Source organism: Aeromonas bestiarum (assembly GCF_028751155.1).
In the GTDB taxonomy this organism is placed as follows: Bacteria; Pseudomonadota; Gammaproteobacteria; order Enterobacterales; family Aeromonadaceae; genus Aeromonas; species Aeromonas bestiarum.
In genome coordinates this window covers 759,126-779,556 of the sequence record NZ_CP064746.1, presented here as the reverse complement: position 1 = coordinate 779,556, position 20,431 = coordinate 759,126, and the positions used below count along the sequence as shown (strand labels likewise).

The 20,431-nt window shown below is 62.8% G+C and carries 22 protein-coding genes; 13 read left to right on the top strand and 9 right to left on the bottom strand.

Going from position 1 to position 20,431, the window contains the following annotated elements:
* The first annotated feature begins 137 nt into the window (after window positions 1-137).
* Both IU367_RS03835 and IU367_RS03830 read left to right on the top strand, forming a co-directional pair.
* On the top strand, window positions 138-551 hold the full coding sequence (locus IU367_RS03835) for an SMR family transporter (protein ID WP_080741178.1): 414 nt from the start codon (window positions 138-140) through the stop codon (window positions 549-551).
* Window positions 539-859, top strand: a complete 321-nt coding sequence (locus IU367_RS03830) for an SMR family transporter (protein ID WP_042869414.1) — start codon at window positions 539-541, stop codon at window positions 857-859. Before IU367_RS03835 ends, IU367_RS03830 begins: the two co-directional genes overlap by 13 nt.
* Window positions 860-941: 82 nt before the next feature.
* On the opposite strand, the gene gloA2 is transcribed toward IU367_RS03830, so the two are convergent.
* The 3 genes from gloA2 to hrpB form a co-directional block, all read right to left on the bottom strand.
* Entirely contained in the window at window positions 942-1,343 is a 402-nt protein-coding gene (gene gloA2 / locus IU367_RS03825) for an SMU1112c/YaeR family gloxylase I-like metalloprotein (protein WP_274453488.1), read from the bottom strand.
* A 45-nt stretch (window positions 1,344-1,388) separates the two neighbouring features.
* Complete coding sequence (gene mrcB / locus IU367_RS03820) at window positions 1,389-3,704, bottom strand: penicillin-binding protein 1B (RefSeq protein WP_274453487.1); 2,316 nt, start codon at window positions 3,702-3,704, stop codon at window positions 1,389-1,391.
* A 147-nt stretch (window positions 3,705-3,851) separates the two neighbouring features.
* Complete coding sequence (hrpB, locus tag IU367_RS03815) at window positions 3,852-6,311, bottom strand: ATP-dependent helicase HrpB (RefSeq protein WP_274453486.1); 2,460 nt, start codon at window positions 6,309-6,311, stop codon at window positions 3,852-3,854.
* Between the two features lie 279 nt (window positions 6,312-6,590).
* Between hrpB and thpR the strand changes: the two genes are divergently transcribed.
* The 10 genes from thpR to IU367_RS03765 all read left to right on the top strand — a co-directional run bounded on the left by thpR (window position 6,591) and on the right by IU367_RS03765 (window position 15,339).
* Window positions 6,591-7,118, top strand: a complete 528-nt coding sequence (gene thpR / locus IU367_RS03810; protein ID WP_043557693.1) for an RNA 2',3'-cyclic phosphodiesterase — start codon at window positions 6,591-6,593, stop codon at window positions 7,116-7,118.
* 46 nt (window positions 7,119-7,164) lie between these two features.
* A complete protein-coding gene (gene sfsA / locus IU367_RS03805; protein WP_043141694.1) occupies window positions 7,165-7,908 on the top strand; it encodes a DNA/RNA nuclease SfsA in 744 nt (247 codons plus the stop codon).
* 119 nt (window positions 7,909-8,027) lie between these two features.
* On the top strand, window positions 8,028-8,477 hold the full coding sequence (dksA, locus tag IU367_RS03800) for an RNA polymerase-binding protein DksA (protein ID WP_033137830.1): 450 nt from the start codon (window positions 8,028-8,030) through the stop codon (window positions 8,475-8,477).
* 113 nt (window positions 8,478-8,590) lie between these two features.
* Entirely contained in the window at window positions 8,591-9,526 is a 936-nt protein-coding gene (gluQRS, locus tag IU367_RS03795; protein ID WP_274453485.1) for a tRNA glutamyl-Q(34) synthetase GluQRS, read from the top strand.
* 134 nt (window positions 9,527-9,660) lie between these two features.
* A complete protein-coding gene (pcnB, locus tag IU367_RS03790; protein ID WP_052159080.1) occupies window positions 9,661-11,115 on the top strand; it encodes a polynucleotide adenylyltransferase PcnB in 1,455 nt (484 codons plus the stop codon).
* Window positions 11,115-11,621, top strand: a complete 507-nt coding sequence (gene folK / locus IU367_RS03785; protein ID WP_274453484.1) for a 2-amino-4-hydroxy-6-hydroxymethyldihydropteridine diphosphokinase — start codon at window positions 11,115-11,117, stop codon at window positions 11,619-11,621. The genes pcnB and folK overlap by 1 nt, the downstream gene beginning before the upstream one ends.
* A 63-nt stretch (window positions 11,622-11,684) precedes the next feature.
* Window positions 11,685-12,479, top strand: coding sequence for a 3-methyl-2-oxobutanoate hydroxymethyltransferase (gene panB / locus IU367_RS03780; RefSeq protein WP_043138776.1), 795 nt, complete (start codon window positions 11,685-11,687; stop codon window positions 12,477-12,479).
* 106 nt (window positions 12,480-12,585) lie between these two features.
* Window positions 12,586-13,443 carry a pantoate--beta-alanine ligase gene (gene panC / locus IU367_RS03775; protein WP_241280812.1) on the top strand — a complete coding sequence of 286 codons (858 nt, stop codon included), beginning with the start codon at window positions 12,586-12,588 and terminating at the stop codon, window positions 13,441-13,443.
* 24 nt (window positions 13,444-13,467) lie between these two features.
* Window positions 13,468-13,818 (top strand): putative quinol monooxygenase, encoded by a 351-nt coding sequence (locus IU367_RS03770; RefSeq protein WP_098982468.1) that lies wholly within the window; start codon window positions 13,468-13,470, stop codon window positions 13,816-13,818.
* A gap of 144 nt (window positions 13,819-13,962) precedes the next feature.
* Window positions 13,963-15,339, top strand: coding sequence for a cation:dicarboxylate symporter family transporter (locus tag IU367_RS03765; RefSeq protein WP_274453482.1), 1,377 nt, complete (start codon window positions 13,963-13,965; stop codon window positions 15,337-15,339).
* 84 nt (window positions 15,340-15,423) lie between these two features.
* On the opposite strand, the gene IU367_RS03760 is transcribed toward IU367_RS03765, so the two are convergent.
* The 5 genes from IU367_RS03760 to hpt form a co-directional block, all read right to left on the bottom strand.
* Complete coding sequence (locus tag IU367_RS03760; protein ID WP_103472479.1) at window positions 15,424-15,951, bottom strand: rhodanese-like domain-containing protein; 528 nt, start codon at window positions 15,949-15,951, stop codon at window positions 15,424-15,426.
* Window positions 15,952-15,955: 4 nt separating this feature from the next.
* Window positions 15,956-16,375 carry a MauE/DoxX family redox-associated membrane protein gene (locus tag IU367_RS03755; RefSeq protein ID WP_274453481.1) on the bottom strand — a complete coding sequence of 140 codons (420 nt, stop codon included), beginning with the start codon at window positions 16,373-16,375 and terminating at the stop codon, window positions 15,956-15,958.
* Window positions 16,376-16,527: 152 nt separating this feature from the next.
* On the bottom strand, window positions 16,528-17,301 hold the full coding sequence (locus tag IU367_RS03750; protein WP_042869444.1) for an ABC transporter permease: 774 nt from the start codon (window positions 17,299-17,301) through the stop codon (window positions 16,528-16,530).
* The gene (locus IU367_RS03745; RefSeq protein WP_103472483.1) at window positions 17,298-18,215 is read right to left on the bottom strand and encodes an ABC transporter ATP-binding protein; all 918 of its coding nucleotides are present in this window, start codon (window positions 18,213-18,215) and stop codon (window positions 17,298-17,300) included. The genes IU367_RS03750 and IU367_RS03745 overlap by 4 nt, the downstream gene beginning before the upstream one ends.
* Before the next feature lie 112 nt (window positions 18,216-18,327).
* Window positions 18,328-18,858 (bottom strand): hypoxanthine phosphoribosyltransferase, encoded by a 531-nt coding sequence (gene hpt / locus IU367_RS03740; protein ID WP_043138763.1) that lies wholly within the window; start codon window positions 18,856-18,858, stop codon window positions 18,328-18,330.
* A 200-nt stretch (window positions 18,859-19,058) separates the two neighbouring features.
* Between hpt and IU367_RS03735 the strand changes: the two genes are divergently transcribed.
* Window positions 19,059-19,673 (top strand): TetR/AcrR family transcriptional regulator, encoded by a 615-nt coding sequence (locus tag IU367_RS03735; protein ID WP_043138760.1) that lies wholly within the window; start codon window positions 19,059-19,061, stop codon window positions 19,671-19,673.
* Window positions 19,674-19,793: 120 nt separating this feature from the next.
* On the opposite strand, the gene IU367_RS03730 is transcribed toward IU367_RS03735, so the two are convergent.
* A complete protein-coding gene (locus IU367_RS03730) occupies window positions 19,794-20,405 on the bottom strand; it encodes a flavin prenyltransferase UbiX (RefSeq protein WP_098982458.1) in 612 nt (203 codons plus the stop codon).
* Window positions 20,406-20,431 lie beyond the last annotated feature (26 nt).

Genomic DNA, 20,431 nt, shown 5'->3' with positions numbered 1-20,431 from the left:
GATCCTATATTCACATTACCTCGCCCCTCCTCGGCAAGGCAAACCTTCAGCGTCTGAATAGTCGACGCTCAGCGATTGCTGCACCCAGTCTCACTGCGGCTATCATCTCCCTCGTCGCAGCCACAGAAGGAAATTTTATGTTATTCAGTCGCATGCTCTTAGCTCGCATGTTTTTGACGGGCGCCATCCTGACCGAGGTGGCAGGCACCTCCAGCATGGCCCTGATCCCGGAGAACGAGGCCGGATGGCTCAACTATCTGCCGATGTGGATCCTCATCTCTTTCTCATATCTGCTGCTGGCCAAAGCCGCCAAAACAATCTCCATTGGTATTGCGTTTGCACTGTGGGAAGGCTTGGGGATCGGCCTGATCACCCTGGTCTCCATCCTGTTTCTGGGTTACGACATAGGTACCCAGGAGCTGATAGGTCTGGTGCTGGCAATAGTGGGTATTGTTATGGTGACAATGGGTGAAACCCACGATGAGCCGGTTGCCCGCCCACGTGGCACGGCCAGCCTGAGCAAGATAAAGGAGGCCACATGCACCCGTTGATTATCGTGCTCGGCGCGGCCCTGCTGGATATAGGCGCCAACATGGCGATCAACCGCTCGGTGGGTTTCCGCTACAAGGGCTGGGGCTTCCTCGGCATCCTGCTGGTGCTGTGCGCCTTTACCCTGCTCTCGGAAGCCGTGAGCACCGGCAAGATCGATCTGGCGGTCGCCTATGCCACCTGGGGTGCCATCGGCATTCTCGGTACCGCGCTCGGGGGTCTGCTGCTGTTTGGCGAGCGCCTCAAGCCCATCGGCTGGGTCGGCATGGTGGTGATGGCCGTCGCGGTGGCGCTGCTGACCACGGCTTAACTCCCTTTTGCTCACACAATAAAAAAGCCGCCCGGTTCGCCGGGCGGCTTTTTTGCTGATGGCCACAGACAAGCCAAACGGGTTAACGGGCCGTTTCGTACAGCTCCAGCGGCAGACCATCGGGGTCGGCGAAGAAGGTGAAGCGCTTGCCGGTCAGTTCATCCACCCGCACAGGCTCCACCTCGATCTGATGGATCTGCAGATGCCGGATGACGCGGTCGAGCTCGCTGACCCGGAAGGCCAGGTGGCGCAGACCACAGGCCTCCGGCCTCGAGGGGCGCGCGGGAGGCGCCGGGAAGCTGAACAGCTCCAGCTGGCTGCCATCGGGCAGGCCCAGATCCAGCTTCCAGGATTGGCGCTCGGCCCGCAGGGTCTCGGCCAGGATGGGCAACCCCAGCACCTGGTGGTAGAAGTGGCGCGAGCGGTCATAGTCGCTGGCGATGATGGCCACATGATGGATGGCGTCAAACAACGGGAAAGTCATATGCACTCCAGTCAAACGGGCAGCCAGGGCTGCCCGTTTCGTCTATCAGTTGAAGAAGCCGCCGAACCAGTCATCCAGCGCGCTGCGCGGTGAGGGGCTGCCACAGCTCATGGGCTCGGCCAGTCCGGCCAGTTTGGCCGGCACCTGCAGGCTGCCCGGGCAGTCGCTGACCACGCGGGATCCGCTGGCGCGGGAGAAGTTGGTCCAGCTCACCCCTTGCGGCATCTTCAGCGCCAGGCTGTTGACGCCACGCTGGCTCATGTAGCCGCTAAACAGCTGCAAGGCGCCGCTGGCCCCGGTCAGCCCGGCGGACGTGTTGTCGTCACGGCCCACCCAGATGCTGACCAGCTCGTTGTTGTCCAGCCCGGCAAACCAGGAGTCGCGCAGCTCGTTGGTGGTGCCCGTCTTGGCCGCCATGGTGGCGCCGGGGAACTTGGCATTCAGCGCACGGGCCGTGCCCTGGCTCACCGTCTTGGTCATGGCGAACAGGGTCAGCCAGCTGGCCTGCTCGTCGGTGACCCGCTTGGCGGTCTGATCATGCTGATAGAGAGTGCTGCCATCGCTGTTGACCACGGCGCGGATCGCCGACAGCGGCTGGGTCAGCCCCTGATTGGCGATGGGCAGGTACATCTGGTTCACCTCCATGGGCGACAGGGCCACGGCCCCCAGCACCAGCGACGGATAGGGCTGGATCTCCTGCTCGACCCCCAGCTTGTGCAGGGTATCCACCACCTTGTCCAGCCCCACCTGCAGACCCAGATTGACGGTCGGCACGTTGAGGGAGCTGGCCAGCGCATCCATCAGCGGCACGCTCTGGCGGAACTTGCGATCGTAGTTCTGCGGCGTCCAGATCTGGCCATCCTTGCCACGGATGCGGATCGGCTGATCTTTCAGCGGGGTTGCCAGGGTCAGGCCGTTGGAGAGGCCGGTCAGGTAGACTGCCGGCTTGACCAGGGAGCCTATCTGGCGACGGGCATCCAGCGCCCGGTTGAAGCCGGCGTAGCGGGGATCCCGTCCCCCCACCAGCGCAACCACTTCGCCCTTGTGCCAGTCGGAGACCACCATGGCCGCCTCCAGCTTCTTCTTGCCGCGCTGCTTCTCGATGAGCGTCAGACCCGATGCCACCGCCTGTTCGGCGGCGTGCTGGGCGATGGGATCCAGGCTGGTGAAGATCTTGAGGCCGGACTGCTTGAGCAGATCGGCGCCGAAACGGCTCTGGATCTCGCGCTTGAGCAGGCCCATGAAGGCCGGGGTGCGACCATAGCTCATCTGGCCACGGGTGATGATGCCGAGCGGCTGCTTGCTGGCGAGTTCGTACTCGGCCGGTTGCAGGCTGCCGTGATCCATCAGCAGCTTGAGCACCAGGTCGCGCCGGGTCTTGGCCCGCTCCGGGAAGCGCCAGGGATCGTAATAGGAAGGTCCCTTCACCAGCCCCACCAGCAACGCCACCTGATCTATGTCCAGCTCGTTGACCGGAATGCCGAAATAGAAATAGGAGGCGAGCCCGAAACCGTACACCCCTTGCGAGAAGTTCTGCCCCAGATAGACCTCGTTGAGGTAGGCCTCCAGGATCTCGTCCTTGCTGTAGCGATAGTCAATGAGCACCGCCATGTAGGCTTCCTGCGCCTTGCGCCACAGACTGCGCTCGCGGGTCAGGAAGAAGTTCTTGGCCAGCTGCTGAGTGAGGGTACTGCCCCCCTGCACGGTGCGACCGGCCAGCACGTTGGCCGCCATGGCGCGCAATATGGCCACCGGCGAGACGCCGCCGTGCTGATAGAAGTCGCGATCTTCGGTGGTGAGCAGGGTCACCAGCAGGCTGTCGGGCACCTCGGCGATGCGCACCAGCAGGCGATCCTCCCGATCCTCGGTGTTGAGGCGGTCGAGCAGCACAGGGTCCATCTGGGCGTAGCCGAGCTGGCGCTGGTTCTCCAGCGACTGGATCCCCTCCAGCCGCGCACCGTTGAAGGTGAGGCGCAGGCCGCGGGCACCGTCGGCGCCATCGTGGAAGGCGAACGGACGGCGGATAAGCTCGATCTTGTTGCCGTTGATCGCATACTCGCCCGGCGTGTGAGGCTGGCGCACCTGCTTGTAGCTCAGCATGTTGAGCTCACGCAGCATCTGGGTCTGGGAGAGGCGCTGGCTGGGGTAGAGCTCCAGCGGACGGCTGTAGACCATCACCGGCAGTTGCCACTTCTCGCCATCGAAGCGCTCGCGCACCTTGGTATCCAGGTAGATGCCAAACACCACCATGAAGGCGGCCACCACCAGGGAGAGCTTGAAGCCAAGCCAGAACAGCTTGCGCCAGATGGTGCGTTTGGGCGCCACCTTCTTGGGTGCGCGCTTGCGTCGTTGCGTTGCCATGAATCCTCTTTGCTATTCGTTATGTCGCCATCGCGGGCGTAGTCATTATCTCATTGGTCTTGGCGAGCGCCGCAGGCTGATTAACCGCGCAGCGCCCTAGTCGAACGGCCGTGATCCACAGGTTCGCTCAGGCTGCGCCAATCACAGCTAGATGCCCATCTTCTTCTTGGTCACCTTGGTCGGCATCGCCTCCAGCGGGTTATCCGGCCAGTAGTGACGGGGATAACGCCCCTTCATCTCTTTTTTTACCAGCTCGTAGGAACCGGCCCAGAAGGCGGCGAGATCGGCGGTGATCTGCAGCGGCCGCTGGGCCGGCGAGAGCAGCTCCACCACCAGCGCCACCCGGCCGTCGGCCACGCAGGGGGTGGTGCCTTGCCCGAACATCTCCTGAATGCGCACCGGGATCACCGGCGCCTGACCCGGCTGATAGCGAATGCGCACCCGGCTGCCGGTCGGCGCCGTGAAGTGGCTCGGCAGCGCCTCGTCCAGCCGTCTGGGCAGCGGCCAGGGCAGGGATTGACGCAAGATATCGTTGAGGTTGAGCCGCTTCAGCTGCTCCAGCCGGGTCATGCCGCTCAGGGCAGGCAACAACCACTCTTCCAGCCGGGCCAGCAGGCTTTCGTCGTCCATGGCGGGCCAGCCGTCATCCGGCAACCAGTCACGGGCGCAGCGCAGACGGGCCAGCAGCCCTTCGCTCTGCTCATCCCAGGGCAGCACATGCAACCCCTTGCGGCGGATCCCCTGCAGCAGACAGCGCCCCTTCTGCTCATCGGAGAGCTCGGTCAGCGGCCGCTGGCTCAGCACCAGCTCGCCGATCACCTGCTGGCGCTCGGCCCGCACCCGCTCCTCCCGTTCGTCCCAGTCGAACCACTGGTGCTCGCTCACCAGCTCCGGCAGCTGGCGCGCCAGCTCGTCCAGCTCCACCGGCTCGGCGATGAAGATGCGACTGCCACGATCGTTCTGCCCCATCTCGATGGCGATCAGGGCCCCTTGTCCCTGGCATGGGTGACCTTCTACCAGATCGCAGCTCACCCCACCACTGAGTTGATAGCGGCTGCCGCTGCGCAATTTGCCGATCCTGTCCGGCCAGGCGAGGGCGCACAGCAGTCCCAGCCACTGCCCCTGTGCCTGACGTTGTGACGCGCCAGACCTGACACCGAGGCGCTCGAACCAGCGGGCCGCCCCCTGCCGCAGGGCGCCAAGCCGGCGGTGAAACAGCACACAGAGGCGTTCAGATCCTCGCAGATCTTCTTCCAGCAGCGCCACCAGGAAAGCGGCATCGGCGACAATCCCTGTCAGACCCTCGGCCTCCAGCGCGCGGGCCCGCAGCAGCATGCGCGCCAGCCGGGGATGAGTACCGAAGGCCGCCATGGCACGGCCGGCGGGGGTAAGTTGTTGCTCACCTTCGGGCGTCATGGCGCCCAGGCTGACCAGCAGCCGCTGGGCGCTGGCCACGGCGGCGGCGGGGGGCATGTCCAGCAGTGGCAGGCTCTCCACCCTGGCGCCCCACTGGGCGGCGTCCAGCAGCAGGCCGGTCAGCTCCTGGGTCAGTATGTCCGGCGGGCTCTGCTCGGCGAGACGCTCCTGCACCTCGCCGCTCCAGAGCCGGTAGCAGACACCGGGGCCGAGCCGGCCGGCGCGGCCCGCCCGCTGGGTGGCGGAAGCCCTGGCGATCTGGCGGGTCTCCAGCCGGGTGACGCCGCTTTTCAGATCAAAGCTGGCGCGCCGCTCCAGCCCGCTGTCGATGACCATGTGTATGCCCTCTATGGTGAGGGAGGTCTCCGCCACATTGGTGGTGAGCACCAGCTTACGGCGGCCCGCAGGTGCCGGCTCGATGGCGGCCTGCTGCGCCGCCATGTCGAGGCGCCCATAGAGCGGAGCGAGGCGCACGTCATCCGGCAACCGTCCCTCCAGCCACTGGGCGAGCCGCTCTATCTCCCCCTGCCCCGGCAGGAATACCAGGGCGCTGCCGGCACCGCTGGCCAGCGCCTCCAGCACGACGGCGCCGACTTGCGGCTCCAGCCACTGCTGGCGATTGATGGGGCGATAGTGATAGTCGATGGGAAAACCGCGCCCCTCGGAACGGATCACCGGGGCGTCCGGCAACAGGGCCTCCAGCGCCATGCCATCCAGGGTGGCGGACATGATGAGCAGCTTGAGATCGTCCCGCAGCCCCTGCTGGCTCTCGATGGCAAAAGCCAGGGCGGTATCGGCGTGCAGGCTGCGCTCGTGAAACTCATCGAAGATGACGAGCGACACGCCCGCCAGCTCGGGATCCTGCTGCAGCATCCGGGTCAGCACCCCCTCGGTGACGATCTCGAGTCGGGTCCGGGCACTGGTGCGACTCTCGCCCCTTACCCGCAGGCCGATGCGCTCGCCCACTTGCTCCCCCAGCTGACGAGCCAGAAAGCCGGCTATGTTGCGCGCCGCCAGACGACGAGGCTCCAGCATGATGATGCGACCTGGCAGCCGGTTCTGGCGGACCAGTTCCAGCGGCAGCAGGGTCGACTTGCCCGCGCCGGGCGGCGCCTGCAGGATCACGCTGGCATGGCTGTCGATGGCGGCAAACAGCGCCGGCAACACGGACACTATGGGGAGTTGGGACAAAGCGACGAGCACCTTCTGTGATGACCTTAAAAACGGCGCCCATTCTGCCATAGCATCCGCCACCACCGTGAGCAGATGTCGCCAGCGAGACATGACCACCACGGCTGCCCTGGCATTCACGGCCATGTCGCCGGGATACGCTACGGCGAGACATGACCACCACGACTGCCATAGCATTCACGGCCATGTCGCCGAGATACGCTGCGGCGAGACATGGCCACCACGGCTGCCATAGAATGGGGGCCATGTCATGAGCGTAAAAAGGCACACTCCCCAGAAATGGCCAAACTCTTCTTTGCCCTGCCCCTGCACCGGCTCGCCCCCGAGCTGATCGACTGGCGTGACCAGCGCCCCTGGCCGGGCCAGCCGGTCCCCGAAGCCAACCTCCACCTGACGCTGGCCTTTCTCGGTGAAGCCGATCAGGTCACCACTGCCCGCCTGATGGCCGCCGCCGAGCGGCAGCACTGTCCGCCGCTGACCATCAGGCTGGATGAGACCGGCTGGTTCAGCCGTGCCAAGGCGGCCTGGGTGGGACCGGGTGACTGGCCGAACGAGCTGAACGTGCTGGCCAGGGCGCTGCGCCGCCACGGCGAGAAGCTGGGGCTTGGCAACGGCGAGCAGGGCTATCGTCCCCACGTCACCCTGTCGCGCAAGGCGAGCGAGGCGCCCGACACCTTGCCGGCGCCGGATTTTTTGCTGCACGCGGATCACTTCTGCCTCTATCAATCCATTGCCACCCCGGACGGGGTTCGCTATGAGCCGCTCGCCTGCTGGCCCCTGCGCGCCAGAGAGAAGATGGCGTCGTGACAGTCGCTCGGCCTCGCTTCCTGCCTATAAAAGAGAGAACAGCATCATGATTTTCGATCCCCCCCTGCAATCCGGGCAGCTCATCTCCCGCTACAAGCGCTTCCTGACCGACGTGCTGCTCGACAATGGCGAGCAGATCACCATCCACTGCGCCAATACCGGCGCCATGACCGGCTGCGCCGAGCCGGGCACCCGGGTCTGGTACTCCACCTCCGACAACCCCAAGCGCAAGCTGCCCCACAGCTGGGAAATCGCCGAGAGCCCGGCGGGGCACTTCATCTGCGTCAACACGGCGCGCGCCAACCAGATAGCCCGCGAGCTGATCGAACAGGGGGCGCTGGCCCCGCTCGCCGGCTACGCCAGGCTGCGCACAGAAGTGAAATACGGCGAAGAGAACAGTCGCATCGACCTGCTGCTGGAGGATGACCACAGGCCCTCATGCTACATAGAGGTGAAATCCGTGACTCTGCTCGATGAGCGGGAGCAAGCCGGCATGGGCTACTTCCCCGATGCGGTCACCACCCGTGGCGCCAAGCATTTGCGTGAATTGATGGCCATGAAGGCGGCAGGGCACAGAGCCGTGCTGCTATTTATGGTTTTGCACTCCGGAATAGTGAGAATGCGCCCTGCAGCACACATAGATCCGCACTATAGTCTGCTTATTGAGCAAGCAATTGCGGCAGGGGTTGAAATTTTATGCTATCGACCCCATGTTGGGGTGCAGAGCATGGTGGCCCAAGATTTTATCCCGTTTGAATCTTGTCACCTGCTACCCGAGGGCAGCGAATAAATGTTGGGATGGGTAACATAATTGGTACGGCTTGTTTGCCTACGCGTTACCCTTCTGCTATAGATGTCGCCCTCAATTTATGGATGGCACGGGTAGCGTGCTGAATTAGGAGACAGGGCATGCCAACAGGCGAAAACAGGAAATCTCTGGGCCCCCTGGCCATTGCGGGTGTGGCGCCTTACCAGGAAAAACCGGGTGAGGAGTACATGAATGACCAACAAAAGGCACATTTTCGCAAGATCCTGGGAGCCTGGCGCAACCAACTGATGCAGGAAGTTGACCGCACCGTTGACCACATGAAGGATGAGGCAGCCAACTTTCCGGATCCCGTGGATCGCGCCGCGCAAGAAGAAGAGTTCGCTCTCGAATTGCGTACCCGCGACCGTGAACGCAAGCTGATCAAGAAGATCGAGAAGACCTTGGTGCTGCTTGAAGACGATGACTTCGGTTACTGCGAGCATTGCGGTATCGAGATCGGTATCCGTCGTCTGGAAGCCCGTCCGACAGCCGACCTCTGTGTCGACTGCAAGACACTCGCTGAAATCAAGGAAAAACAGATGGCCGGTTGATACCGACCACTGGCATAACTGAAAAAAGGGAGCTTGCGAGCTCCCTTTTTTATTGAGCTTTTGGTCTGGGCGTCCCAGAATGCAGCCTCAATGAATCGCTTGCCCTGATTGCCATGCCCGTGAATACAGTCCCGTCACCCCAGACTCGCCCCTATACAGGTCGCTTTGCCCCCTCCCCGTCAGGCCCGCTCCATTTTGGCTCCCTGATTGCGGCGCTCGGCAGTTTCTTGCAGGCCAGGGCGCAACAGGGACGCTGGCTGGTACGGATCGAAGACATAGATCCGCCGCGGGAGATGGCCGGTGCCGCCCCGCTCATACTGCAGACATTGGCGGCCCATGGCCTGGAGTGGGATGGGGAAGTGATGTACCAGAGCCGGCGTCATGGTCGTTATGACGAGATCATCGGGCAGCTCTATCAGGCTGGCGATCTCTACTGGTGCCGCTGTACCCGGCGCGAGATCATGGCGGGCGGCGGCTTGTACCTCGGCCACTGTCGCGATCTTGGTCTCGGGGCCGAGGGATGCGCCGCCCGGCTGCGCCAGCACCATCCGGTCTACCATTTCGAGGATGGGTTGCAGGGCCGCATTGCGGTTCCTGCGGCGCTGGCCGAAGAGGACTTCATCATACGCCGCCGGGATGGCCTCTACGCCTATAACCTGGCGGTGGTGGTGGACGACATGGACAGCGGCATCACAGAGATAGTGCGCGGTGCCGATCTGCTGGAGCCCACGGTGCGCCAGGTTGCCCTCTACCAGACGCTGGGGGCCAGCGTACCCGCCTGGGTGCACCTGCCACTGGCGGTGCTGGCGGATGGCCACAAGCTGTCCAAGCAGAACCATGCGCCGGCACTGGCGCTGGACGAGGTCAGGCCGGCCCTGTGGCAGGCGCTGCACTTTCTCGGCCAGTGCCCGCCCCCCGAGCTGATGGCGAGCCGCATTGACGAGATCATCGGCTGGGGCATTGCCCACTGGCGGCTCGACCGGGTTCCAGCCAGAGAGAAGATCAGCCTGGGACAGGGAACGCCGGGCTTTGCATTGGGTCAGGCCTGAGCGCGCTGACATGGACAACACAGTTTTTTGGTTAGCCAAGCCTGAACTTTTTGAATGAACCACATCGTTTTTCATTTGGTCAGGCCTGAGCTATGATAGGCCGCTATTTTTTGGCCTCCCGTCAATTTGAAGTCATGAAGAGGTGTACCATTTTTTCCCAGATCGCAAACTTTTGCCGCAAGGTGCTCGGCAAGGAAGACGGCGAGCAGTCGGTGGAGTCTCCCATCCCGGCCCACGTAACCGGGCAACGCCGTACCTTAAGCCGTGACCAGCACCCCATCTCGCGCAAAGAGATCAGCGAGAATGCGCTCAAGGTGCTCTATCGCCTGAACAAGGGTGGCTATGATGCCTACCTGGTCGGCGGGGGTGTCCGGGATCTGCTGCTCGGGAAGACGCCAAAGGATTTCGACATCGCCACCAACGCGACGCCGGAGCAGATCAAGGCGCTGTTCAGCAACTGCCGCCTGATCGGCCGCCGCTTCCGCCTGGCCCACATCGTCTTTGGTCGTGACGTGATCGAAGTGGCCACCTTCCGGGGTCACCACCATCAGGTCAATACCAGCAAGCATGTGTCGGCCCAGTCTGATGAAGGCATGCTGCTGCGCGACAACGTCTACGGCACCATAGAAGAGGATGCCGAGCGTCGCGATTTCACCGTCAACGCCCTCTATTACAGTGCCAGGGATTTCACCCTGCACGATTTCGAGGGCGGCATCGAGGATCTCGCCCAGCGCAAGCTGGAGCTGATCGGCGACCCCGAGACCCGCTATCGCGAGGATCCGGTGCGCATGCTGCGCGCCGTGCGTTTCGCCGCCAAGCTGGACATGACCATAAGCCCGCGCAGCGCCGCCCCCATCAAGGAGCTGGCATCCCTGCTTCAGGACATCCCCGCCGCCCGCCTGTTTGAGGAGACCCTCAAGCTGTTCCTGGCTGGCGATGGCCTGGCGACCTACAAGCTGATGCGCGAATACGGGCTGTTCCAGCCGCTGTTCCCGCAGGTGGCCGCCCTGTTCACCCCCCACGGTACCTCGCCGTTCGAGCAGTTCATCGAACTGGCGCTGCTCGATACCGACACCCGGGTGCGGGCAGACAAGCGAGTCACCCCGGCCTTCCTCTACGCCACCCTGCTGTGGGGCTGTGTCGAAGCCCGCGCCCGCGTGCTGGAAAACGAGAGCGGCCTGCCTTGGCACGACGCCTTCATGCTGGCCATCAACGAGGTGCTGGACAACCAGGTGCGGATCATCGCCGTACCGCGCCGGTTCACCACGGATGTGCGCGACATCTGGGCCCTGCAACAGCGACTGACCCGCCGTCAGGGTCGTCACCCAGAGCGGGCCATGGAGCACCCGAAATTCCGCGCCGCCTACGACTTCCTGTTGCTGCGCAACCGGGTCGAGCGCGGCCTCGGCGAGCTCGCCAGCTGGTGGGAACGCTATGTGGAATCCAATCCGGACGTGCGCCCGCAACTGCAACGGGAAGCGACCCGGGGCGGTGAGCGCGCACCTGCGACCGACGAAAAGCGCAGCGGCAACAGCAACAGCCGCAACCGTCGTCGCCCCCGTCGTCGCAAGCCGAAAGCGGCCGAGTAATGACCGAGGTCTTCGTTGCCATCGGCTCCAATCTGGCTGATCCGCTCGGCCAGGCCCGCCGCGCCGTGGTCGCACTGGCGGCGCTGCCGGAGTCCGAGTTGCAACAGGCCTCCTCGTTTTACAGCAGTCGCCCCATGGGCCCTGCGGATCAGCCGGACTACGTCAATGCCGTGGTGCGGCTGAACACCCGGCTCGGCCCCCTGGCCTTGCTGGATCAACTGCAAAAAATCGAGCTGGAACAGGGACGTGTGCGCAAGGATGAACGTTGGGGCCCCAGAGCCCTGGATCTCGATCTGCTGCTCTATGGCGATCGGATCATCAGGCATGAGCGCCTCGTCGTTCCCCATTACGGCATGAAGGAGCGGGAGTTCGTGCTGCTACCCCTTGCCGAGATTGCGCCCGCTCTGGTGCTGCCCTGCGGCACCCCGCTCGCACAACTGGTTGCCCGCTGCCCGCACAATGATCTTGCCATCATTGCCCCCGTGGCAGCACTTGGGGAACCCTGATGAGCAGAGCCATCGACGCCCTTGTGATCCTCACGGACACACGCGGCGAGTAGGAGCAACGTTATGAGCAAGATCACCACCGCCAGCCTGCTGAAGATGAAGCAGGAAGGGCAACGCATCACCGCCATCACCGCCTATGATGCCAGCTTCGCCAAGCTGTTCGACGACGAGGGCGCCCACGTGCTGCTCATCGGCGATTCGCTGGGCATGGTGTTGCAAGGGGGCCAGGACACGCTGGCGGTCAGCATGGATGAGATGGTCTATCACACCCGTTGTGTGGTGCGCGGCACCACCAATGCGCTGGTGGTGACCGACATGCCGTTCATGAGCTATGCCACCCCGGATCAGACCTACCAGAACGCCGCTCGCCTGATGGCCGCCGGTGCCCGCATGGTGAAGATGGAAGGGGGCGACTGGCTGTGTGACAGCATTCGCCACCTGACTCGCAATGGCGTGCCTGTCTGTGGCCACCTCGGCCTCACCCCGCAATCCGTCCATGTGTTTGGCGGCTTCAAGGTGCAGGGGCGCGACGAGTTCCAGGCCCAGGAGATCTACCGCCAGGCGCTCTGCCTGCAGGAAGCCGGCATCCAGATGCTGGTGCTCGAGTGCGTGCCGGTCGCCCTGGCCGAGCGCATCACCAAGGCGCTGCGCATCCCGGTGATCGGCATAGGTGCCGGTCCCGCCACCGATGGCCAGATCCTGGTGATGCACGATGCCTTTGGCATCACCTCGGGTTACGTGCCCAAGTTCACCAAGAACTTCCTGGCCGAAACCGGTGACATGCATGCCGCCATCCGGCTCTATGTGCAGCAGGTGAGCGAGGGTACCTTCCCCGGCCCCGAACACTGCTTCAACTGATCCGGCGGTATGGATGAGAGCGGGGGCACAGGCCCCCGTTTCGCCATCCCTTTCCCGCCGATGCAACCCGTTTCCTCTGTTTGATATTTCCGAAGGTGAACTGCCGATGTTGGTCGTTAACAATCCTGCCGCTCTGCGTGAACAGATCGGCCAATGGCGCCGTGAAGGGCGTGCCATCGCATTCGTGCCCACCATGGGCAACCTGCATCAGGGACACCTGACGCTGGTGAAAGAGGCGCACAGCCACGCCGAGAAGGTGGTGGTCAGCATCTTCGTCAACCCCATGCAGTTCGACAAGGCGGAGGATCTCGTCAACTATCCGCGCACCCTGGAGCAGGATTGCGCCGCGCTGGAGAGCGCCGGCGTGGATCTGGTGTTCACCCCGACCCCGGAGATCATGTATCCGCAGGGGCTGGCCAGCCAGACCTTCGTCGAGGTGCCGGGTCTCTCCGGTCTGCTGGAAGGGGCGCTGCGTCCTGGGCACTTCCGTGGCGTCAGTACCGTCGTCACCAAGCTGTTCAACCTGGTGCAGCCTGACGTGGCCTGCTTCGGCCAGAAGGATTACCAGCAGCTGGCGCTCATTCGCAAGATGGTGGCCGACATGGCCATGCCCATCGAGATCGTTGGCGTGCCCACGGTGCGGGCCGAGGACGGGCTGGCGCTCTCCTCGCGCAACGGCTATCTGACCGCGGCCGAGCGGGCGCTGGCCCCCGAGCTGGCACGCACCATGAACTGGATCGCCGGAGAGATTGAAGCGGGGGATCACCACCTGCCCTCCCTGGTGGCGCAGGCCAGCCAGCGCCTCGACAACGCCGGTTTTCGCACCGATGCCATCGACATTGTCGATGCCGTGACCCTGGAATCCGCCACCGAGCAGAGCCAGCAACTGGTGATCCTGATGGCGGCCTATCTCGGCAAGGCCCGCCTCATCGACAACCGAGTGGTCACGCTTCAGCAAGCCTGAATCAGCCACAACCAGGAGAGTCTCATGTCCAAGAAGGTTTATTGCATCGCCCAGTTCCTGCCCAAGCCCGGTCAGGAACAGGCCCTGTTTCAGGTGCTGCAGGCCCTCGAGCCCAATACCCTGCGCGAAGATGGCTGTCTGCAGTATCGGGTGACCCGCCACATCGCCAGTCCGTTTGCCGAAGGGGAGAGCTTCCCCATCGTCTTCAACGAGATCTGGCAAGATATGGCCAGCTTCGAGGCCCACTGCCAGCGCGCGGAAATCAAAGCCTTCTTCGAACGTTACTGCCTGGCCGATGAGGGGCTGGCCGCCAAGTGGAACGTCTGTGTCTATAGCGACGAACCCGAGCAGTACGACGCCCCCGTAAAGAAGTAATTCCCCTGATTGCCAGCGGACGCCCCTTCGGGCGTCCGCTGCTTTTTCACGCCCGCGATCCGGCGTTTTCCCTTGCGACCCTGCTCGCACCCTCTGCTCTCTCTGTCCACAATCGGCCCTGACGGCCGCTACAGGTGTTTATTTATGTTTACCTTGTTTGCTTCGTTGCTCTTCTGTCTGCTCTGTTTCGCCCTGACCCGGCTGCCCGCCGGGGTGCCGCTGTCGCGCAAGGTGCTCGCCGGTCTGGTGCTGGGAGGGCTGTTTGGCCTCGGTCTGCAACTGGGCTGGGGGGCCGATGATGCCGGTGTCCAGCAGACCCTGGAGTGGGTCAATATCGTCGGTGGCGGCTATGTCAGCCTGCTCAAGGTGGTGATGATGCCGCTGGTGTTCACCTCCATTCTCTCCGCCATCAACAAGCTGGAGCAGGCCCAGTCTCTCGGCAAGATCAGCGCCCTGCTGATTGGCGCCATGCTGACCCTGGTGATGATTGCCGGTGTGGTGGGGATGACCATCACCCACCTGAGCGGCCTCACCGCCGAGGGGTTGCTGAGCCACGGCAGCGACAGCGCCGCCCTGCAACAGAGCATGAGCACCATCGACAGCGCCCAGACCCTGCCCGCCCTGCTGCTCTCGCTGGTCCCCACCAACTTTGCCGCCGACATGGCGGGTAGCCGCGCCCTCTCGGTGATCGGGGTAGTGATCTTCACCGTGCTGGCCGGGGTTGCCCTGCTGCAGATGAAGGCGGAGCACCCGCAGGCCGGTGCCCGCGCCGCCGTGGCCATAGATACCCTGCAGTTGTGGGTGATGAAGATGGTGCGGGTTGTGATTGCGCTCACCCCTTATGGCGTGATGGCGCTCATCGCCCGGGTGGTGGCCCACTATCCCCTGAGCGAGATCCTCAATCTGCTCGGCTTTATTCTGGTCTGCTATGTCGCCATTCTGGCGATGTTTGCGGTACACATGGTGATCCTGCTGCTGATCGGCCAGAACCCGCTGCACTATCTGCGGGAAGTGTGGGGCGTACTCACCTTCGCCTTTATCTCCCGCAGCAGCGCCGCCTCCATCCCCCTCAGCATCGAGACCCAGCAGCGCCTTGGCGTGCCCAGCAGCATAGCCAACTTTGCCGCATCGTTCGGTGCCAATCTGGGTCAGAATGGCTGCGCCGGCATCTACCCGGCCATGATGGTGGCTATGATTGCCCCCATGCTCGGCATCAATCCGTTTGATCCCCTGTTCCTGCTGACTCTGCTACCGGTGATTGCGCTCGGCTCCATCGGGGTGGCTGGCGTCGGCGGTGGCGGCACCTTCGCCGCGCTGATCGTGCTCTCCACCCTCAGCTTCCCCATCGCGCTGGTGGGGGTGATGATCGCCATAGAGCCGCTGGTGGACATGGGCCGTACCGCCCTCAACGTCAATGGCTCCATCATGGCGGCTATGATTACCAAGCGCTTGCTGGGCAAACAACAGCTGGCCAAAGTGGAGACGGTGCAGACGCGGGAACAGCCGCAGGCCGCCAGCTAACCCTGTAGACCACGCCATATGAGAGAAGCCCGCAATGGCGGGCTTCTTCTTTTCAGCGGTGTTGCCCCTGTTGGCAGGGCGCGTTTACTCGGCGGTGACGGGGTAACCTGCGCCTTTCCAGGCGAAGATGCCGCCCGGCACCCGATAGACCTGTTGATAGCCCTGGGTCACGGCCCAGGCGGCGGCGTTGTGGCTGCGGCCACACTTGACGAAACCGCAGTAGATCACCACGGGGCGGGTCTTGTCGTCCCCCAGCAGCGCCTGGAACTGTTCAGGTGTACCGCTCCCCTCCACGATCTGGCTCCAGTTGTCGCCTGACTTGGCCTCTTTCACGAAGACGAAGTTCTTGGCCCCCGGGATGTGCTCCTTCTTGAAGGCGTCCTCATAGGGCATGGTGTCGATGATCACCAGCTCCTCCCCCTTGTCCATCCGGGTCTTCAGCTCGGCCACGGTCAACAGCTGATAGCCCCCCTGCTGGACCTCCTGGGCAAGCTGCACCGCCGCCTGCTCCAGCTTGGTCTCCTGCTCGAACTGATTGTCACCGCAGCCACTCAGGGCAAAGCTGGCGGCGATCAGCGAGGCAACCAGGGTGCGGGATCGCAATCTCATCATGTCACTACTCCTTGCTAACGATTGAAACGGGGCGGGAGCATCGCAGCAGGGCGCCCGCGAGCGTCAGTAGCAGCAGATCCCGCACTATGGCCTGTGGTAGCGAGCCGAGATCGGCACGGCCCAGACAGCCACAAGCGATGTCGAGCCCGATGGCGACGCCATAGCCCAACACCGGAATAAACAGGGCCAGCAGCGCCATCACCAGCCAGAGCCCCCAGCGCCGGTTGGCGATCACCGCCACTCCCGCGCAGAGCTCAAGCGCGATCAGCCCCCAGGCAGCCACCGGGATCAGCGACGACCAGACCAGGCCGAAGGCACCGATCTGCTCGATAAACAACGCCGGGGATGCCAGCTTGAAAGCCGCCGAGGCCACGAAGAATCCCCCCAGGGCCAGGTTGGCCAGCATGCGCAAATACGCGGACATGGGCTACCTCTTTATAGAGAGAGATAGATTCTAACCCTTCCCGACTGAGTCGCAATGAGTTCGACGGCGGCTCACGCCACTGTTTTCATTTTTTGCAAGGCAACGCAGAAATAAACGGGGCGCCCGCATGGACGCCCCGTTTTGAGTAGGACTCAGTGCCGCAGCCCGGTGCCGCGGGAGATGAGCCACCAGGCCAGACCGTAGAGGGCCACGATGAAGCCGATGATGATGAGGTAGGCGGTGCCGAGCGGCACGTCCGAGATGCCGAGGAAGCCGTAACGGAACGCGTTCACCATGTAGATGATGGGGTTCACCTGAGAGACCCCCTGCCAGAAGGGGGGCAGCAGGCTAATGGAGTAGAAGACCCCGCCCAGGTAGGTGAGTGGCGTCAGCACGAAGGTGGGAATGATACTGATGTCGTCGAAGGTCTTGGCAAACACGGCGTTGATCAGGCCCCCCAGCGAGAAGAGGATGGCGGTCAGCAGCACGGTGAAGCAGACGCTGAACAGGTGGTGGATCTGCAGCGGCACGAAGAACAGCGACACCAGGGTGACGATGAGGCCGACGCAGAGGCCGCGCGCCACGCCGCCCCCCACGTAACCGGCGATGATGACGTAGTTGGGTACAGGCGCCACCAGCAGCTCCTCCACGTTGCGCTGGAACTTGGCGCTGAAGAAGGAGGAGGCGACGTTGGAGTAGGAGTTGGTGATCACCGACATCATGATGAGGCCGGGCACGATGAACTCCATGTAGCTGAAGCCCCCCATGTCACCGATGCGCGAACCTATGAGGTTGCCGAAGATGACAAAATAGAGGCTCATGGTGATGGCGGGCGGCACCAGGGTCTGGATCCAGATCCGGGTGAAGCGGCTCACTTCCTTGGCCAGAATGCTCTTGAAGGCGATGTAATAAGTGGTCAGATTCATGCTTTTCTCCCCTCCTCGACCAAGCTGACGAACAGCTCTTCCAGCCGATTGGCCTTGTTGCGCATGCTCAGTACCTGCACCTGCTGGCCCGACAGCTGCTCGAACAGGCTGTTGAGGGACTGGCTCTTGTCCAGATCCACCTCCAGGGTGCGCTCGTCCTGCATGCGGCCGTTGAACTCGGGCACGTTCGGCACGGCGGAGCCCGGTGCCAGATCCAGCATGAAGGTCTCGCGGCTCAGCTTGCCGAGCAGCTTCTTCATGCTGGTGTTTTCAATCAGCCGACCCTTGTCGATGATGCCTATGTTGCGGCACAGCATCTCGGCCTCTTCCAGATAGTGAGTGGTGAGTATGATGGTGACCCCCTGCTCGTTGAGCTCCTTGAGGAAGGTCCACATGGAGCGGCGGATCTCGATGTCCACCCCGGCGGTCGGTTCGTCCAGGATCAGCAGTCTGGGCTCGTGCATCAGGGCGCGGGCTATCATCAGCCGGCGCTTCATGCCGCCGGAGAGGGTGCGGGCCGGCATGTCGCGCTTGTCCCACAGATCGAGCTGGCGCAGGTACTTCTCGGCGCGGATCTTGGCTTCGGCCCTGGGCACGCCGTAGAAACCGGCCTGATGGATGACGATCTGGCTCACCTTCTCGAACTGGCTGAAGTTGAACTCCTGCGGCACCAGGCCGAGCTGGGCCTTGGCCTCTTCCAGGTGAGTGTCGATGTCGTAGCCGAACACCTTCACCTTGCCGGCGCTCTTGTTCACCAGCGAGCTGATGATGCCTATGGTGGTGGACTTGCCTGCCCCGTTGGGGCCGAGCAGGGCGAAGAAATCCCCCTGCTTGACGGTCAGATCTATGCCTTTAAGGGCTTCGACGCCCCCCTGATAGGTCTTTTTCAGGCCGCTGATTTCCAGTGCGTTCATTGCAACCCCTGTGATGGCGGATCCCATCTCGATACAGAAAAGGCGGCCGGGGCCGCCTTGCAGACAAAAAATGGCGCTCGGCCACCTCGCCCGTGATATTCCTGGACCTTGCTTACTCTTGCGGTACTACCTTGCCGATGAACGGCAGGTTGCGGTACTTCTGGGCGTAGTCGATACCACAACCCACCACGAATTCGTCCGGAATGGAGAAACCGATCCAGTCCACCGGCACCTGCACCTCGCGGCGGGACGGTTTGTCCAGCAGGGTGCAGATGGCGAGGGATTTAGGCTCGCGCAGTGACAGGATTTCACGCACCTTGTTGAGGGTGTAGCCGGTGTCGATGATGTCCTCGACGATCAGCACGTCCTTGCCCTTGATGTCGTCATCCAGATCTTTGAGGATGCGAACGTCACGGGTACTGCGCATGCCGGAGCCATAGCTGGAGGCGGTCATAAAATCCAGGGTAACGGGCAGCGGGGTCTGGCGGCACAGGTCGGCCAGGAAGACGCAGGAGCCACGCAGCAGGCCAATCATGACCACTTCGTCAGAACCCTGATAACGGGCGGTGATCTCTTCACCCAATTTGGCGATCCGGGCGGCCACGTCGGCCTCGGAGATCATCACCTCGACGGTGTGTTTCATCACTTACTCCCTCATGGCCAAAGGGGATTTGGCCGTTCATTAACGTCAAAACCGAGGATTCTACCATCCAAGCCGAGAGGCGTCAGGCATACGTGATGCTTTTATCGGCTTATTTTAATTGATAGAGTTAGCAGGCCCTCGGGCATTATCGGTGACAATACTATAAACACCATAATCAATAACTATTAGATGAAAAAACTATGGAACCACGCGCAGAAATAAGACGTCGAACCCGGCTTTCTCCGGAAGCTCGTCGCAATCAATTGATGGAATGTGCCATCGAGGTGTTCTCCCGTCGCGGCATAGGCCGTGCGGGTCACGCCGAGATAGCAGAACAGGCCAAAGTCTCGGTAGCTACCGTGTTCAACTATTTCAACACCCGCGAAGAGCTGGTGGATGAAGTGTTGGCCGAGATCGAACGTTTCGTTCACCAGATGCTGGAACAGGCCTATACCGGCCAGGGTCCGATCAACGACAGCATTCGCCGTCACGTGAAGCTGTTTGTCGATGCCGCCTACGATCAACCCGACCACGCCAGCATCTGGCTGGAGTGGAGTTCGTCGGTGCGGGAAGAGGTCTGGCCCCGTTATGCCAAGCTGCTGGACAAGGCATTGGAGCGCATCGCGCCCCATTTGCAACGCGCCATGGATGCCGGTGAGATCCGGAGTGTGCTGTCCGCCCAGGACCTGGCCCGCTCCCTGACCGGTTTTGGTTACGTCATGATGCAGATGATCAATCAGCCACAACGCCCGTCCCGGGAAGATGTGACCGATTTTCTGTTCAAGTACGTGACGGCCCCCATCCAGGCCGCATAACTCGCCTCGTGAATGACAAGCGGCTCCGGACTGTTCAGGTCGGCGCCGCTTTTGTTTATCCGTTTGCGGCCGGCTCAGGCTCTGTCGCGAGAGACAGCCAGCAGGGTGATGCACCACAGGTCAGGAATTGGCGTAACCCCAGCGGCTGGTCAGCGCGTGCTCGACCCCGAGGTGATCCAGGATCCGCGCCACCATGAAGTCCACCAGATCCGCGATGCTTTTCGGCTCATGATAGAAACCGGGCGCGGCCGGCATTATGGTCACCCCGAGTCGCGCCAGTTTCAGCATGTTCTCCAGATGGATGGCGGAGAAGGGGCTCTCGCGGGGCACCAGGATCAGCTGGCCGCGCTCCTTGATCACCACATCCGCCGCCCGCTCCAGCAGGTTGTCGGAGGCGCCGTTGGCGATGGCCGACACGGTTCCCATGGAGCAGGGGCAGACCACCATCTGTTTCGGCGCCGCCGACCCCGAGGCCACCGGCGAGAACCACTCCTCCTTGCCGCAGGCCACTATCTGACCCTCTTTGGCGCCGTACTGGCGACAGAGATAGGCGGATAGCTCCCTGGGTGAGCCCGGCCACTCCTGCTGCTGCTCTGTCTTGAGCACCACGCGGGCGGCGGAGGAGGCCAGCAGATAGACCCGATAGTCCGCCTGCACCAGACACTCAAGCAGGCGCAGGGCGTAAGGGGCGCCGGAGGCGCCGGTCAGCGCCAGGGTGACGTGTTTATTCATGCGGGCCTCTGTGAACCTGAAAACCA